Origin of the sequence: Pectobacterium cacticida, assembly GCF_036885195.1 — a bacterium.
Classification (GTDB): domain Bacteria; phylum Pseudomonadota; class Gammaproteobacteria; order Enterobacterales; family Enterobacteriaceae; genus Pectobacterium; species Pectobacterium cacticida.
The window spans coordinates 549,611-564,162 of sequence record NZ_CP133656.1 but is presented as its reverse complement, the minus strand read 5'-3'; the positions used below and the strand labels follow the sequence as shown (position 1 = coordinate 564,162).

Below are 14,552 nucleotides of genomic sequence, written 5' to 3'. Positions count from 1 at the left end.
TGAGCTGTTGTATCAGAACCTGCTTATTCGTCACGCAAACAGGTTCGCTATGTCGTTTAGATTAACACAGGTTATGTTAACGCAACGGCGGGAAAGTATTACGGAGTTTCATATTCTAGCCGTTGCCCCTGCCTTTGTCTTTAAGATTCAGGAGAGTACATGGAGTTCAGCGTAAAAAGCGGTAGTCCGGAAAAACAACGCAGCGCCTGCATTGTCGTCGGCGTGTTTGAGCCGCGTCGTCTGTCCCCTATTGCCGAACAACTCGATAAAATCAGCGACGGCTATATCAGCGCGTTGCTTCGCCGTGGTGAATTAGAAGGCAAAGTGGGGCAATCACTGCTCTTGCACCATGTACCTAACATTCTTTCCGAGCGCATTCTGCTGATTGGCTGCGGTAAAGAGCGAGAGCTTGATGAACGCCAGTACAAACAGGTGATTCAGAAAACGATCAACTCGCTGAACGAAACCGGCTCAATGGAAGCGGTCTGCTTTCTGACCGAGCTGCACGTGAAAGGCCGCAACACCTATTGGAAAGTGCGCCAGGCGGTCGAAACCGCCAAAGAAACGCTGTATACCTTCGATCAGCTTAAAAGCAATAAGGTCGAGCTGCGTCGTCCGCTACGCAAAATGGTCTTCAACGTGCCAACGCGTCGTGAGCTAACCAGCGGCGAGCGCGCCATCCAGCACGGTCTGGCGATTGCCGCGGGTATCAAGGCTGCGAAAGATCTCGGTAATATGCCGCCAAATATTTGTAACGCGGCCTATCTGGCCTCGCAGGCGCGCCAGTTGGCTGATACCTACAGCCAGAACATCATCACGCGCGTGATTGGCGAACAGCAGATGAAAGAGCTGGGTATGAATGCCTATCTGGCCGTGGGTCACGGGTCGCAGAATGAATCGTTGATGTCAGTTATTGAATACAAAGGCGATCCGAATCCTGACGCCCGGCCAATCGTGCTGGTCGGTAAAGGGCTAACGTTCGATTCCGGCGGCATCTCCATTAAACCCGCCGACAGCATGGATGAAATGAAATACGATATGTGCGGCGCGGCGACGGTCTACGGCGTGATGCGTATGGCGGCCGAACTAGCGCTACCGTTGAATATCGTCGGCGTACTGGCCGGATGTGAAAATATGGTCGATGGGCGCGCCTATCGTCCGGGCGACGTGCTGACTACGATGTCCGGCCAAACGGTGGAAGTGTTGAACACCGATGCGGAAGGGCGTCTGGTGTTGTGTGATGCGCTGACCTACGTTGAGCGCTATGAGCCGGATGTCGTGATTGATATCGCCACGCTGACCGGCGCGTGCGTGATCGCGCTGGGGCACCACATCACCGGGTTGATGGCGAACCACAATCCGCTGGCGCACGAGCTGTTAAGCGCGTCCGAGCAGTCCGGCGACCGCGCATGGCGTCTGCCGCTGACCGACGAATTCCAGGAACAGCTGGAATCCAACTTTGCCGATATGGCAAATATCGGCGGCCGTCCCGGTGGGGCGATCACCGCAGGTTGCTTCCTGTCGCGCTTTACGCGCAAATACAGTTGGGCGCATCTGGATATCGCGGGCACCGCCTGGCGTTCCGGCAAAGCCAAAGGCGCCACGGGTCGCCCGGTCGCGCTGTTGTCACAATTCCTGCTTAACCGCGCCGGACAGAACGACGTAGAATAAGCATTTCGCACAACGGCGATGACCAACGCCGGCGATTGTTCTTAGGTGTGCCGAGCAACGCCGTGAACGCACAGGTAACATGAAGTATGACAAGTGTAATGGGCCGGATATTCCGGCCCTTATCCATAGTGTGAACCATGAAAAACGCAACGTTCTATCTTCTTGAGCACGACAACAGAAGCGGTGAACTCAGCGCCCAAGAGGCACTGGCGTGCGATCTGGCGGCTGAACGCTGGCGAGCAGGAAAGCGCGTGCTGATTGCCTGTGAAGACGAGCAGCAGGCTATCAGGCTGGACGAGGCGCTGTGGCAACGCGATCCCAATGCATTTGTGCCCCACAATCTGGCAGGTGAGGGGCCACGTCACGGCGCGCCAGTTGAACTTGCCTGGCCGCAACGGCGTGGCAACGCGCCACGGGATCTGCTGATTAGCCTGCTACCGCAGTTCGCAGATTTTGCCACCGCTTTCTATGAAGTGATAGACTTTGTCCCTTACGATGAATCCCTGAAACAGTTGGCGCGCGACCGCTATAAAGCCTATCGCAGCGTCGGCTTCCGATTGACCACGGCTACGCCGCCAACTCACTGAATTTTGAGCATAATGGAAACGAAATATAACCCGCAAGATATCGAACAGCCGCTCTACGAACACTGGGAAAAGCAAGGCTACTTCAAGCCGCACGGCGACACGAGTAAAGAAAGCTTCAGCATTATGATCCCGCCGCCCAACGTCACTGGCAGCTTGCATATGGGTCATGCTTTCCAGCAAACCATTATGGACACGTTGATCCGTTATCAACGTATGCAGGGTAAAAATACCCTGTGGCAGGCGGGCACCGACCATGCCGGTATCGCCACACAGATGGTGGTTGAGCGCAAGATCGCCGCAGAGGAAGGCAAAACGCGCCATGATTACGGCCGCGAGGCGTTCATCGACAAAATCTGGCAGTGGAAAGCCGAATCCGGCGGCAATATTACCCGTCAAATGCGCCGTCTAGGCAACTCCGTAGACTGGGAGCGCGAACGCTTCACCATGGATGAAGGCTTGTCCAACGCGGTGAAAGAAGTGTTTGTCCGTCTGTATAAAGAAGACCTGATTTACCGCGGCAAGCGTCTGGTGAACTGGGATCCGAAACTACGTACCGCGATTTCCGATCTCGAAGTCGAAAACCGCGACGTGAAAGGGTCGATGTGGCACCTGCGTTATCCGCTGGCCGATGGCGCGAAAACGGCCGAAGGGAAAGATTATCTGGTCGTCGCGACCACCCGTCCGGAAACGATGCTGGGCGATACTGGCGTCGCTGTTAACCCAGAAGATCCGCGTTATAAAGATCTGATCGGCAAAGACGTGATCCTGCCATTGATGGGGCGCCGTATTCCCATTGTGGGTGATGAACACGCCGACATGGAAAAAGGCACTGGCTGCGTGAAGATCACGCCCGCGCACGATTTTAACGACTACGAGGTGGGTAAGCGTCACCAGTTGCCGATGGTGAATATTCTGACCTTCGAAGGCAATATCCGTCAGAGCGCAGAAGTGTTTGATACTCACGGCGAAGCGAGCACCGTTTACAGCAGCGACATTCCAGAAGCCTTCCAGGGCCTGGAGCGCTTTGCGGCACGTAAAGCGATCGTCGCGGCATTTGAAGAACTCGGCCTACTGGAAGAGATCAAGGCACACGATCTTACCGTTCCTTATGGCGACCGTGGCGGCGTGGTGATCGAGCCGATGCTCACCGATCAGTGGTACGTGCGCGCGGCCGTGCTGGCTAAACCGGCGGTAGAAGCCGTTGAAGATGGCCGCATTCAGTTCGTACCAAAACAGTATGAAAACATGTATTTCAGTTGGATGCGCGACATCCAGGACTGGTGTATCTCCCGCCAACTGTGGTGGGGTCACCGTATCCCCGCGTGGTACGATGCCAACGGCAACGTTTATGTAGGCCGCAACGAAGCGGAAGTGCGTCGTGAAAACAATCTTGCCGCCGATGTCGTCCTGAATCAGGACGAAGACGTACTGGATACCTGGTTCTCATCCGGGCTATGGACGTTTTCGACCTTAGGCTGGCCGGAGCAAACCCCAGAGTTGAAAGCCTTCCATCCCAGCAGCGTGATGGTTAGCGGCTTCGACATCATCTTCTTCTGGATTGCCCGCATGATCATGCTGACCATGCACTTCATCAAAGACGAAGACGGCAAACCACAGGTGCCCTTCCATACCGTCTACATGACTGGCCTGATCCGTGATGAGGAAGGTCAGAAAATGTCCAAATCCAAAGGGAACGTCATCGACCCGCTGGATATGGTCGATGGTATTTCGCTGGAAGCGCTGCTGGAGAAACGTACCGGCAACATGATGCAGCCGCAATTGGCAGAAAAAATCCGCAAACGCACAGAGAAGCAGTTCCCGAATGGCATTGAAGCACACGGGACAGACGCGCTGCGCTTCACGCTGGCGGCGTTAGCCTCGACGGGGCGCGATATCAACTGGGATATGAAACGCCTGGAAGGTTATCGTAACTTCTGTAATAAGCTGTGGAACGCCAGCCGTTTTGTGCTGATGAACACCGAAGATCAGGACTGTGGTTTTGGCGCTGGTGAGAAAGTGCTGTCGCTGGCTGACCGCTGGATTCTGGCGGAATTCAACCGTACGGTGAAGGCCTACCGTGATGCGCTGGACGGTTATCGCTTTGATATTGCAGCCAACATTCTCTATGAATTTACCTGGAACCAGTTCTGCGACTGGTATCTTGAACTGACGAAACCTGTCATGAACGGGGGTTCAGAAGCGGAACTGCGCGGGACGCGCCATACGTTAGTTACCGTACTGGAAGCGCTGCTGCGTCTGGCGCATCCGATTATTCCGTTCATTACAGAAACCATCTGGCTACGTGTTAAAGCGTTGAAAGGCATTAGCGCCGACACCATCATGTTGCAGCCGTTTCCTGAGTTCGATGCCGCGCAGGAAGATACGCTGGCGTTGGACGATCTGGAGTGGATCAAGCAGGCGATTATCGCCGTGCGTAACATTCGTGCGGAAATGAACATCGCGCCGGGCAAACCGCTGGACGTGTTACTACGTGATGCCACGGCTGACGCCCAGCGCCGCGTGGAAGAGAATCGCGGCTTTATCCAAACGCTGGCGCGCCTGGAAAGTATTACGCTGCTGCCTGCGGGCGATAAAGGCCCAGTTTCCGTCACGAAACTCATCGACGGCGCCGAGCTGCTCATTCCAATGGCTGGCCTGATCGACAAAGCAGCAGAATTGGAACGTCTGGCAAAAGAGGTAGCGAAAATCGAAGCTGAAATTGGTCGCATCGACAGCAAGCTAGCCAACGAAGGCTTTGTAGCACGTGCGCCAGAAGCCGTCGTGGCTAAAGAGCGTGAGAAACGAGACGGCTACGCCGTGGCGAAAGCCAAATTGCTGGAGCAGCAAGCAGTCATCGCCGCGCTGTAACGCATCTTTCAGACCCTGACGCGCTGTCAGGGTCTGTCTTTCTCTTGACGACAAGCCACCGAACCATTCAATCATTCGCATCCATCCGCAATGGTATTACAATCACGTATCCCCATAAACCGTAACAGCAAGAGTACGTATTATGATAACTGCGACCTCAGTCCAACTTCAGCATCGGGTTCGCCCCATTACCGCGCAAGACGATGCCGCTATCGCTCAGGTCATCCGCCAGGTTTCGGCTGAATTTGGTTTGACGGCCGACAAGGGCTACACCGTTTCCGATCCTAATCTGGATGCGCTGTTTTCCCTCTATAACCAACCCAGAAGCGCCTATTGGGTAATTGAATACCAAGGCCGCGTCGTTGGCGGAGGCGGCATTGCGCCACTGGTCGAGGGCGAGGAAGATGTGTGCGAATTACAAAAAATGTATTGCTTGCCCGTCGTGCGCGGCAAAGGATTGGCGCGGCAATTAGCGATAAAGGCGCTTGATTTTGCACGTCAACACGCTTTTCGTCGCTGCTATCTGGAGACAACCGCCCATCTGACCAGCGCAATTCGATTGTATGAATCGCTTGGCTTCGAACCTATTCCTTATTCGATGGGTAACACGGGTCATACCGATTGTGAAGTGACCATGCTGAAGATACTGTAAGCGGAAATGGCGCAACGCCGCAGGACACGCTGCGGCGGCCAGTCGAGGAGAGGTGCGGAGCTGAGCCACGTACGGCTCATGCACGGGCAGCTTGCCGGTTAATAACTAGTGGCGTTTCCCGTCGTCGTCTTCGTCATAAAAATCGTTGTCACCCTCTTCATCATCATCGTCATCGTCACCATTCGGGTCTTCAAAATACGTCCCCCAACCGTCGTAATTCACACCATAGCGCTCCGCCAATGCCATCAGTTGCTCTACCTGCGAGTCAATCAGATCCGCATTAAGCGCCACCTCACTAACGGCATCACAGCACATCAGCAATACGCCATCTTCTACTTCCAGCTCTTCCGCATCCGTAACTTCATAACCCAGCTTGAAGGCTTCTACAGCGACTTTTTCTAACACGTCAAACTTCTCCGCCGAGAAGTGGTGTTCAATGGTATAGAGCGCGTCAGGATCGCTGCCATCATCCAGCAATTCTTCAATGATTAGGCGTGTTTCTTCCCGTTGCTCTTCCAGTAATAGGCGGTTTGCCATGCCTCAGTCCTCATTAATCGATGCAATAAGGCTTATTGTCCCACAGCCCTGCGGACTGCTCCACCACAAAGTTTACTACCACCTCTTGAATTTGAATAATTACACATATAAAGTGAATTAAAATTCAGCCAGTGGAATTAAACCACACGGAGACAACTATTATGCAATCGTTCTACAAACGCCATTTTTTAAGATTAATGGATTTCACACCCAAAGAGCTCGCCCATCTTTTAGCCCTATCAGCACAATTAAAGGCCGATAAAAAAAAGGGGACGGAAATCCGCCGCCTGCAAGGTAAAAATATCGCACTCATCTTCGAAAAAGATTCGACTCGTACTCGCTGCTCTTTCGAAGTTGCTGCATACGATCAGGGCGCACAAGTCACCTATCTCGGCCCCAGCGGTAGCCAAATCGGCCATAAAGAATCGCTCAAGGATACGGCGCGGGTACTGGGCAGAATGTACGACGGTATACAATATCGCGGTCACGGACAGCATATTGTCGAAACGCTGGCGCAATACGCCGGCGTGCCAGTCTGGAACGGGCTGACAAATGAATTTCACCCTACGCAGTTGCTGGCGGATTTGCTGACGATGCAAGAACATTTGCCGGGTAAAACGCTGTCGGAAATGACGCTCGTCTACGTCGGCGATGCGCGCAACAATATGGGCAATACGATGCTGGAGGCGGCGGCATTGACCGGGCTGGATTTACGTCTTGTTGCGCCAAAAGCCTGCTGGCCGGATGCGAGTCTGGTGGCGGAGTGCCAGGCCGCTGCGCAACAAACCGGCGGCAACATTACGCTGACAGAAGATATCGCCGCTGGCGTGGCGGGCGCTGATTTCATTTATACGGATGTCTGGGTTTCCATGGGGGAGCCAAAGGAAACGTGGAAAGAACGCATCGCGCTGCTGAAACCGTATCAGGTCAACAGGGCGATGCTCGCCGCAACCGGGAATCCACAGGTAAAATTTCTGCATTGCCTGCCCGCATTCCATGATGACCAGACCACCGTGGGTCAACAAATGGCGGAACAATACGGCCTACACGGCGGAATGGAAGTCACGGATGACGTCTTCGAATCCGAACACAGCATCGTGTTCGATCAGGCGGAAAACCGCATGCACACCATCAAAGCCGTCATGGTTGCGACACTGGCTCAGAATTAAGAGAGGCGCCCTCCTCAGCACAGGGAGGGCAATGGTTCTCGCGGTTTACGCCACCAACGACGCGTCGATTTTTACCACGGCTTTACGTACATGGGCTGGTTCGCCAACGGCGCACAACGGTTTATGGACTTCGCCGGGGAAAAACACCACAAAATCGCCTTCCTGCAGCACAAACTGTTTTTCCTGTTCGCCAGCAGGCAAGAAAGCGATGTCTTTATCCGCCAGCCAATCGGTGTCCGGCTTACCCGCAGGAAGATTACTGAACGTCATACCTTCGACGCCGGACAATACAATCTGAATATCCAGATATTTCGCGTGATATTCGGCGCGGCGCTTCTCCAACAGGTCAGTGCTATCGTTAGAGACCAGCACAAAGACGCTATTGCCTTCAATGTCATGCTTGCCCAGCGGTGTCTCCGCCGTGATGTGTTGCTTCACATACTCAATCGCTTCACGCAGTTTGGCCGGTAAATAAGGAACCAATTCAAGATGGTGGACATTGCCAGTAATCATAAAAACCTCATCAATAGTAAAATGAAACCCTGTTTCACAATATTTATACTCTCCAACGAAGACACCTGCCAGTACGTTAATACGAAAATATGCGCGTTCCCTCACGGCTTGTCTTCGACCATCGCCTTCCCGCAGGAAATGCTGGCGATAACCTGCTCGCAACCGATTGCGATGCATAAAAAATCAGGTATTGCGCTTGAAATAGCCTAATCAGCGCGTATAATTCCCGACAATTTGCCGGGAGGAGTTATGCACCGTTACACCGAAGAATACGCTGCTGATGTCGTTGGTTCTCAACCGCAACTGCCATCCGGCAGTCAGCCTGCATTCTCCTTTCCGTTGCGTTATTAATCAACGAAGAAAGCCCCTCATTGAGGGGCTTTTTTTTGCCCACAATCTGGGCAACCCAACACGGCATTTCCTGTTTACGCGTTAGGAGAAAGACAACATGGCCAACCCGCTCTATCAAAAACATATTATTTCGATTAACGATCTCAGCCGGGAAGAGTTGGAATTAGCGTTGCGTGTCGCCGCTAGCCTGAAGGCCAAGCCCCAGCCTGAGCTGTTAAAACATAAGGTGATAGCCAGTTGCTTTTTCGAAGCCTCCACTCGGACACGTTTATCCTTTGAAACGGCGATGCATCGTCTCGGCGCCTCCGTCGTGGGTTTCGCCGACAGTAACAATACCTCGTTAGGGAAAAAGGGCGAAACGCTGGCCGATACACTCTCCGTCATCAGCCAATATGTCGATGCCATCGTTATGCGCCACCCGCAGGAAGGCGCGTCACGTCTGGCGACCGAGTTTTCCGGCGGCGTCCCGGTGTTGAATGCCGGCGACGGCGCGAATCAGCACCCGACGCAAACGCTGCTCGATTTGTTTACCATTCAGGAAACACAGGGTCGACTAAATAACATCAACATCGCGATGGTTGGCGATCTGAAATATGGTCGTACCGTGCATTCGCTCACGCAGGCGCTGGCAAAATTCGACGGCAACCGCTTCTACTTTATCGCCCCAGACGCGTTGGCAATGCCGGACTATATTTTGAGCATGTTAAAAGAGAAAAATATTGCTTACAGCCTGCACAATAGCATCGATGAAGTGGTCGGCGAACTGGATATTCTGTACATGACACGCGTACAGAAAGAGCGTTTGGATCCGTCGGAATACATCAATATCAAATCCCAATTTATCCTGCGCGCCGCCGACCTGCTCAACGCCCGCGCGAACCTGAAAGTGCTGCACCCGTTACCGCGCGTCGATGAGATCACCATTGATGTGGATGCCACGCCTTACGCCTACTACTTTCAACAGGCGGGCAACGGGATATACGCCCGTCAGGCGCTGCTGGCGCTGGTGTTGAATCGCGAATTGGTTCTGTAAGAGGAAGAAACTATCATGACACATGACAATAAATTACAGGTTGAAGCGATCAAACGTGGCACAGTGATCGACCATATCCCCGCACACGTAGGTTTTAAACTGCTGACGTTATTTAAGCTAACCGCAACCGACCAGCGTATCACCATCGGTCTGAACTTGCCGTCCAACCACCTGGGGCGTAAGGATCTGATCAAAATTGAGAATATATTCCTGACCGAGCAACAGGCGAACCAGTTGGCGATTTACGCGCCGCAGGCAACCGTCAATCAGATTGATGAATATGATGTAGTACGCAAACTGGTGCCGACGCTGCCAGACCACATCACCGGCGTACTCACCTGCCCGAACAGCAATTGCATCAGCCGCAGTGAACCTGTTTCATCCTCATTTAGCGTTAAGCAGCGCAACGGCGAGGTGCATCTGAAATGTAAGTACTGCGAGAAAGAATTTGAGCGTCAGGCGGTGCTGCAAGATCGTTAATTTTCTGCGTTATCCCCGCGATGAGCATTGCCTGGAGCGGGGCTTTTTTGAATAATGGCGACGTCCCCATTCCTTTTTACGTCCCAATAACGTTTTTACGTCTTATCAAGGAGATACCATGTCACGCACCATCAGCACCGAACACGCCCCCGCCGCGATTGGCCCCTATGTCCAGGGTGTCGACCTTGGCAACATGATTATCACTTCTGGTCAGATTCCGGTAAATCCTAAAAGCGGGCTGGTGGCCGATGACATCACCGCCCAAACGCGCCAGTCGCTGGAAAACGTCCAGGCGATTGTTGAGGCCGCGGGATTGAAAGTGTCCGATATCGTGAAAACCACCGTGTTTGTGAAAGACCTGCACGATTTCGCCGTCGTAAACTCGACTTACGAAGCCTTCTTCAATGAACATCAGGCGCCATTCCCGGCACGTTCCTGCGTCGAAGTCGCTCGTCTGCCCAAAGACGTAAAAATCGAAATTGAAGCGATCGCCGTTCGTCGCTAACGTTCGTTATTGACGCCGACCTCACAAGACGCACCATCGTGGCAGCGTCTTGTGGTTTTTTATCCCCTTTCTTCCTCGATCCAGTGCACGTCGCCCTTCCTCTGCACACGTAAAGGGCAAACACACCGCTATTTTCAACTTACCGCGCGCTTTCTCACCATGGCGCATTTTATGCATTGTCCTATTATCGCTATAAGGCGGGATGATGGGGATGACCATGATAAGAATGACGCTTCCAACAGCACCTTATTACGACGAGATGATGTCGTGCGAAGGAAAACACCGTCAACACTACGATGCTTATTGGCAGTGGCTACAGCAAACTGACCAGCACGCCATCCGACAAAAGAAAGCGCAGGCGGAGCTGTTATTTCACCGCGTCGGCATCACGTTTAACGTTTATGGCGAAGAAGGCGGCACCGAACGCCTGATTCCGTTCGATAGCGTACCGCGCATTATCCCCGCACAGGAATGGCGTCAGCTCGATCGCGGTATTCGTCAGCGGGTGCAGGCGCTGAACGCCTTTCTCTACGATATTTATCACCAGCAGCATATTCTCAACGCCGGGATTATCCCCCGTGAACAGGTGTTGGCGAACGAGCAATATCAGCCCTGTATGCAGGGTGTTGACTTGCATAACAATATTTACGCCCATATCACCGGAATTGATATGGTACGTAATAGCGACGGCAATTATTACGTGTTGGAAGATAATTTGCGCACCCCATCCGGCGTGTCCTACATGCTGGAAAATCGCAAAATGATGATGCGTCTTTACCCGGATCTGTTTGCCAGCCAGCACATCGCCCCCGTTGAGCGCTACCCCAGCTACCTGCTGCAAACCCTGCGTGAAAGTACCTTAGTCGACGATCCGACCGTCGTGGTAATGACGCCGGGACGCTTCAATAGCGCCTACTTTGAACACAGTTTTCTGGCGCAGCAAATGGGCGTTGAACTGGTTGAAAGCGCGGATTTATTCGTAAAAGAGGGCGCAGTTTATATGCGCACCACGGAAGGCCCGTGCCAGGTCGATGTGATTTATCGCCGCGTCGATGACGCCTTCCTTGACCCATTGGCGTTTCGCGCAGATTCAATGCTTGGCGTCCCCGGCCTGCTGTCCGTCTACCGTGCTGGCGGCGTGGTATTGGCCAATGCCATCGGCACTGGCGTCGCCGACGATAAGTCAATTTATCCTTATGTGCCGGAAATGATCCGTTTCTATCTGTCCGAGGAGCCGATCCTCAACAATATTCCTACCTGGCAGTGTCGCAATCCCAACGAGCTCCACTACGTGCTCGACCATTTGGATAGCATGGTCATCAAAGAGGTTCACGGGGCCGGCGGTTACGGCATGCTGGTCGGGCCATGCGCTACGCGACAGGAAATTGAGATGTTCCGCCAGCGCTTACTGGCTCATCCGCACAACTATATCGGTCAGGAGACGCTGGCGCTGTCCACCTGCCCGACGTTCATTGATGATGGGCTTGCCCCCCGCCACATCGATTTACGCCCCTATGTGCTCTGCGGCGAGGAAATCCGCCTGGTCCCGGGCGGCCTGACGCGCGTCGCCCTTACCGAAGGATCGTTGGTGGTTAACTCATCGCAAGGCGGCGGCACCAAAGATACCTGGGTGATGGAGGAGGATAAATCATGCTAAGCCGAACGGCCAGTGAACTGTATTGGATGGCCCGCTATCTGGAACGGGCGGAAAGCCTTACCCGCGTGCTGGATGTGACCTACCGGCTATCGATGATGCCCAGTCACAGCCAACAACAACGCGACCTGGCGCTGCCACTCAATCTAACGATGACGCATGCACTGTTTCAGCAGCGCTACGCGCACTTCTCCATGAACAACTTGCTGAACTTCTGCGCGTTGGACAAACAGAATCCCAGCAGTATCTACAACTGTATCGAAATGGCGTGGAATAACGCCCACGCCGTGCGCGGCAGCCTTTCTTCCGAGGTGTGGGAATGCATCAACACCACGCGCATCGATATTCGCAATCTGCGGCACCAAGGCGTGGACAACATAGGTATTGATACCTTTTTTGATTGGGTAAAAGAGCGATCCCACCTGTTTCGCGGCGCCATGTTCGGCACGTTACTGCGTAATGATGCTCAGTGCTTTATCCGCCTCGGTACGCTGATTGAACGCGCCCATGCGACAGCCCAGTTGCTTAATGTCAAACACCAGCAAATCCATAGCGACCCCGATCCAGTGCGTGAATATTATCGTCTGGATACGCTGCTGCGCGCCGTCAGCGCCCGCGAGGCTTATCACAGCATCTATCGCCAGCCGATCAGCTCGGAATCCGTCACCGAATTGCTCGTCTTGCGCGGCGACGTACCGCGCTCGCTACAGGCTTGCGTCGGCGATCTGGTCATGCAATTGGAAGCGATTGGCAGCCAACGCGCCAGAGTGCCGCATCGGCTTGCCCATCTACTGCACGTCGAACTGCGTTTCAGTACGCTGGAGGATATTCTGGCGCAGGATCTCTCGACGTATCTTGACAATTTTATTAGCAAAATCAATGAACTGGCTGACAGCATTCGTCATACCTATCTGGAGGCGCTATGAAACTCACCATCAACCACCTGACGCACTACCGCTATGATGAAGAAGTGAAGTTCAGCACCCAATATCTGCGTCTGACGCCAAAAAACTCGGCACGCCAGAAAATACGGCAATGGAAACTGACATTGCCCGTTCCTGCGGTTCAAACCACCGATGCCTATGGAAATGTGTTGCACGTGCTGACGCTCGATCGCCCTCACCATGATATTACGATCCATGCGCAGGGCGTCGTTGACCTGATCGACGGCGACGCGGAGGATGCGCCTCAACAGGATGGCCTGTCGCCGCTGGTTTTTTTACGCATGACGCCGTTAACCGAAGCCGATGCTAATATCCGGGCGTTTGCACAACGTTATTATCGGCACCATGCCCCAGAAGAAAGCCTGAACACACTGATGGCGGAATTGCAGCTAAAAATGCCGTATACTCCTGGCGCTACGCAGGTTCAGGATACCGCAGCCGCCGCATTTACCCTGCAAAAAGGCGTGTGTCAGGATCACACGCACGTCTTTCTGGCATGCTGCCGTAGCCTGAATATTCCGGCGCGCTATGCCAGCGGCTACGTTTACAGTCAGGACACACAGCATGTTGCGATGCATGCCTGGGCGGAGGTCTGGCTAAACGGCAGGTGGCAAGGGTTTGATATTACCAACTGCACCCGCCAGCTCCGCCAACACCTACTCTTGGCCGTGGGCATGGACTATATGGATGCTTGCCCGGTACGTGGAACACGGCTTGGCGGCGGATGCGAAGAGATGTTTTCAGAGGCTGAAGTCCGTTTGTTTACGCAGCAACAACAGGTACAGCAGCAACAATAGAATGTTAACCAAAAGGTAATTTATGACGTACTGTGTCGCCATGTGTCTGACTGACGGCCTGGTTTTTGCTTCCGATTCTCGCACTAATGCGGGTGTTGATCACATCGCTACGTTCAAAAAACTGCATGTTTTTCATCATGATGACGAACGTATCTTTGTTATTCAGTGCGCGGGTAATCTGGCTACCACGCAAAGTATTCTTAGCCTGATCAGCGCACGTATCACTGCGCAACACACGCCGAATCTGATGCAGATGGAGTCAATGTATGACGCCGCCACGCTGCTGGGCGAAACAGTACGAGAAGTCATTTACCGCGATAGCCGCGCGCAGCAAAACGGCAGCAATACTGACTTTGGTTGCAACCTGCTGCTGGGCGGTCAGATCGCAGGCGACGTACATCGCCTGTTCCATATTTATCCGGAGGGCAACTTCATTGAAGCCACACCGGATACGCCCTACTTTCAAATCGGCGAAAGCAAATACGGTAAACCGATTATCGATCGCGTTTTGACCATGGATACGCCGCTGGAACAGGCCATGTGCTGTGCGTTGATTTCCATCGATTCGACGTTGCGCAGCAACCTGTCGGTCGGGCTGCCGTTAGATGTCATGATTTATCGCATCGGGAGTTTTGACCATAGCGAACAACGGCGCATCACAGAAAACAATGCCTATTTTTCCACGATCCGTAAGGCCTGGTCTGAAGGGTTGCTAAGTACCTTCCGTCAGTTACCCCCTTTTCCAGGCAACGAACCTTAACCCAATACGCCGTGACCATCGGGTTGTCATA

The 14,552-nt window shown here is 53.4% G+C and carries 14 protein-coding genes; 12 read left to right on the top strand and 2 right to left on the bottom strand.

Annotated features, from left to right (window positions below; all coding sequences use genetic code 11):
• Positions 1-159: 159 nt before the first annotated feature.
• The 4 genes from pepA to RFN81_RS02615 all read left to right on the top strand — a co-directional run bounded on the left by pepA (position 160) and on the right by RFN81_RS02615 (position 5,778).
• Complete coding sequence (gene pepA, locus RFN81_RS02630; RefSeq protein ID WP_264497667.1) at positions 160-1,671, top strand: leucyl aminopeptidase; 1,512 nt, start codon at positions 160-162, stop codon at positions 1,669-1,671.
• 137 nt (positions 1,672-1,808) lie between these two features.
• Positions 1,809-2,258 (top strand): DNA polymerase III subunit chi, encoded by a 450-nt coding sequence (locus RFN81_RS02625; protein WP_264497666.1) that lies wholly within the window; start codon positions 1,809-1,811, stop codon positions 2,256-2,258.
• A 12-nt stretch (positions 2,259-2,270) separates the two neighbouring features.
• Positions 2,271-5,126, top strand: a complete 2,856-nt coding sequence (locus tag RFN81_RS02620; RefSeq protein ID WP_264497665.1) for a valine--tRNA ligase — start codon at positions 2,271-2,273, stop codon at positions 5,124-5,126.
• 142 nt (positions 5,127-5,268) lie between these two features.
• Complete coding sequence (locus RFN81_RS02615; RefSeq protein ID WP_264497664.1) at positions 5,269-5,778, top strand: GNAT family N-acetyltransferase; 510 nt, start codon at positions 5,269-5,271, stop codon at positions 5,776-5,778.
• 105 nt (positions 5,779-5,883) lie between these two features.
• Here the strand turns inward: RFN81_RS02615 and rraB are convergent, their stop codons facing one another.
• Positions 5,884-6,315 (bottom strand): ribonuclease E inhibitor RraB, encoded by a 432-nt coding sequence (gene rraB, locus RFN81_RS02610; protein WP_264497663.1) that lies wholly within the window; start codon positions 6,313-6,315, stop codon positions 5,884-5,886.
• A gap of 161 nt (positions 6,316-6,476) precedes the next feature.
• Here rraB and argF point away from each other — a divergent pair, with 161 nt between their 5' ends.
• The gene (gene argF / locus RFN81_RS02605; RefSeq protein WP_264497662.1) at positions 6,477-7,484 is read left to right on the top strand and encodes an ornithine carbamoyltransferase; all 1,008 of its coding nucleotides are present in this window, start codon (positions 6,477-6,479) and stop codon (positions 7,482-7,484) included.
• Between the two features lie 45 nt (positions 7,485-7,529).
• Here argF and RFN81_RS02600 read toward each other — a convergent pair whose 3' ends face one another.
• Positions 7,530-7,997, bottom strand: a complete 468-nt coding sequence (locus tag RFN81_RS02600; RefSeq protein ID WP_264497661.1) for a YhcH/YjgK/YiaL family protein — start codon at positions 7,995-7,997, stop codon at positions 7,530-7,532.
• Positions 7,998-8,445: 448 nt separating this feature from the next.
• Between RFN81_RS02600 and pyrB the strand changes: the two genes are divergently transcribed.
• The 7 genes from pyrB (at position 8,446) to RFN81_RS02565 (ending at position 14,521) form a co-directional block, all read left to right on the top strand.
• Entirely contained in the window at positions 8,446-9,381 is a 936-nt protein-coding gene (gene pyrB / locus RFN81_RS02595; RefSeq protein ID WP_264497660.1) for an aspartate carbamoyltransferase, read from the top strand.
• 15 nt (positions 9,382-9,396) lie between these two features.
• On the top strand, positions 9,397-9,861 hold the full coding sequence (gene pyrI, locus RFN81_RS02590; RefSeq protein WP_264497659.1) for an aspartate carbamoyltransferase regulatory subunit: 465 nt from the start codon (positions 9,397-9,399) through the stop codon (positions 9,859-9,861).
• Between the two features lie 118 nt (positions 9,862-9,979).
• Positions 9,980-10,366: a 2-iminobutanoate/2-iminopropanoate deaminase gene (gene ridA / locus RFN81_RS02585; RefSeq protein WP_264497658.1), complete on the top strand. Its 387-nt coding sequence runs from the start codon at positions 9,980-9,982 to the stop codon at positions 10,364-10,366.
• A 217-nt stretch (positions 10,367-10,583) separates the two neighbouring features.
• Positions 10,584-12,023, top strand: a complete 1,440-nt coding sequence (locus tag RFN81_RS02580) for a circularly permuted type 2 ATP-grasp protein (RefSeq protein ID WP_264497657.1) — start codon at positions 10,584-10,586, stop codon at positions 12,021-12,023.
• On the top strand, positions 12,017-12,946 hold the full coding sequence (locus RFN81_RS02575) for an alpha-E domain-containing protein (RefSeq protein ID WP_264497656.1): 930 nt from the start codon (positions 12,017-12,019) through the stop codon (positions 12,944-12,946). The genes RFN81_RS02580 and RFN81_RS02575 overlap by 7 nt, the downstream gene beginning before the upstream one ends.
• Positions 12,943-13,761: a transglutaminase family protein gene (locus RFN81_RS02570; protein ID WP_264497655.1), complete on the top strand. Its 819-nt coding sequence runs from the start codon at positions 12,943-12,945 to the stop codon at positions 13,759-13,761. Before RFN81_RS02575 ends, RFN81_RS02570 begins: the two co-directional genes overlap by 4 nt.
• Positions 13,762-13,783: 22 nt before the next feature.
• Positions 13,784-14,521, top strand: a complete 738-nt coding sequence (locus RFN81_RS02565) for a proteasome-type protease (protein ID WP_264497654.1) — start codon at positions 13,784-13,786, stop codon at positions 14,519-14,521.
• Positions 14,522-14,552: the final 31 nt, after the last annotated feature.

What these genes read in the sequence shown, in the direction of transcription:
- pepA (WP_264497667.1), top strand. Translation starts at nt 160, where the DNA reads ATGGAGTTCAGCGTAAAAAGCGGTAGTCCGGAAAAACAACGCAGCGCC.
- RFN81_RS02625 (WP_264497666.1), top strand. Translation starts at nt 1,809, where the DNA reads ATGAAAAACGCAACGTTCTATCTTCTTGAGCACGACAACAGAAGCGGT.
- RFN81_RS02620 (WP_264497665.1), top strand. Translation starts at nt 2,271, where the DNA reads ATGGAAACGAAATATAACCCGCAAGATATCGAACAGCCGCTCTACGAA.
- RFN81_RS02615 (WP_264497664.1), top strand. Translation starts at nt 5,269, where the DNA reads ATGATAACTGCGACCTCAGTCCAACTTCAGCATCGGGTTCGCCCCATT.
- rraB (WP_264497663.1), bottom strand. Translation starts at nt 6,315, where the DNA reads ATGGCAAACCGCCTATTACTGGAAGAGCAACGGGAAGAAACACGCCTA.
- argF (WP_264497662.1), top strand. Translation starts at nt 6,477, where the DNA reads ATGCAATCGTTCTACAAACGCCATTTTTTAAGATTAATGGATTTCACA.
- RFN81_RS02600 (WP_264497661.1), bottom strand. Translation starts at nt 7,997, where the DNA reads ATGATTACTGGCAATGTCCACCATCTTGAATTGGTTCCTTATTTACCG.
- pyrB (WP_264497660.1), top strand. Translation starts at nt 8,446, where the DNA reads ATGGCCAACCCGCTCTATCAAAAACATATTATTTCGATTAACGATCTC.
- pyrI (WP_264497659.1), top strand. Translation starts at nt 9,397, where the DNA reads ATGACACATGACAATAAATTACAGGTTGAAGCGATCAAACGTGGCACA.
- ridA (WP_264497658.1), top strand. Translation starts at nt 9,980, where the DNA reads ATGTCACGCACCATCAGCACCGAACACGCCCCCGCCGCGATTGGCCCC.
- RFN81_RS02580 (WP_264497657.1), top strand. Translation starts at nt 10,584, where the DNA reads ATGATAAGAATGACGCTTCCAACAGCACCTTATTACGACGAGATGATG.
- RFN81_RS02575 (WP_264497656.1), top strand. Translation starts at nt 12,017, where the DNA reads ATGCTAAGCCGAACGGCCAGTGAACTGTATTGGATGGCCCGCTATCTG.
- RFN81_RS02570 (WP_264497655.1), top strand. Translation starts at nt 12,943, where the DNA reads ATGAAACTCACCATCAACCACCTGACGCACTACCGCTATGATGAAGAA.
- RFN81_RS02565 (WP_264497654.1), top strand. Translation starts at nt 13,784, where the DNA reads ATGACGTACTGTGTCGCCATGTGTCTGACTGACGGCCTGGTTTTTGCT.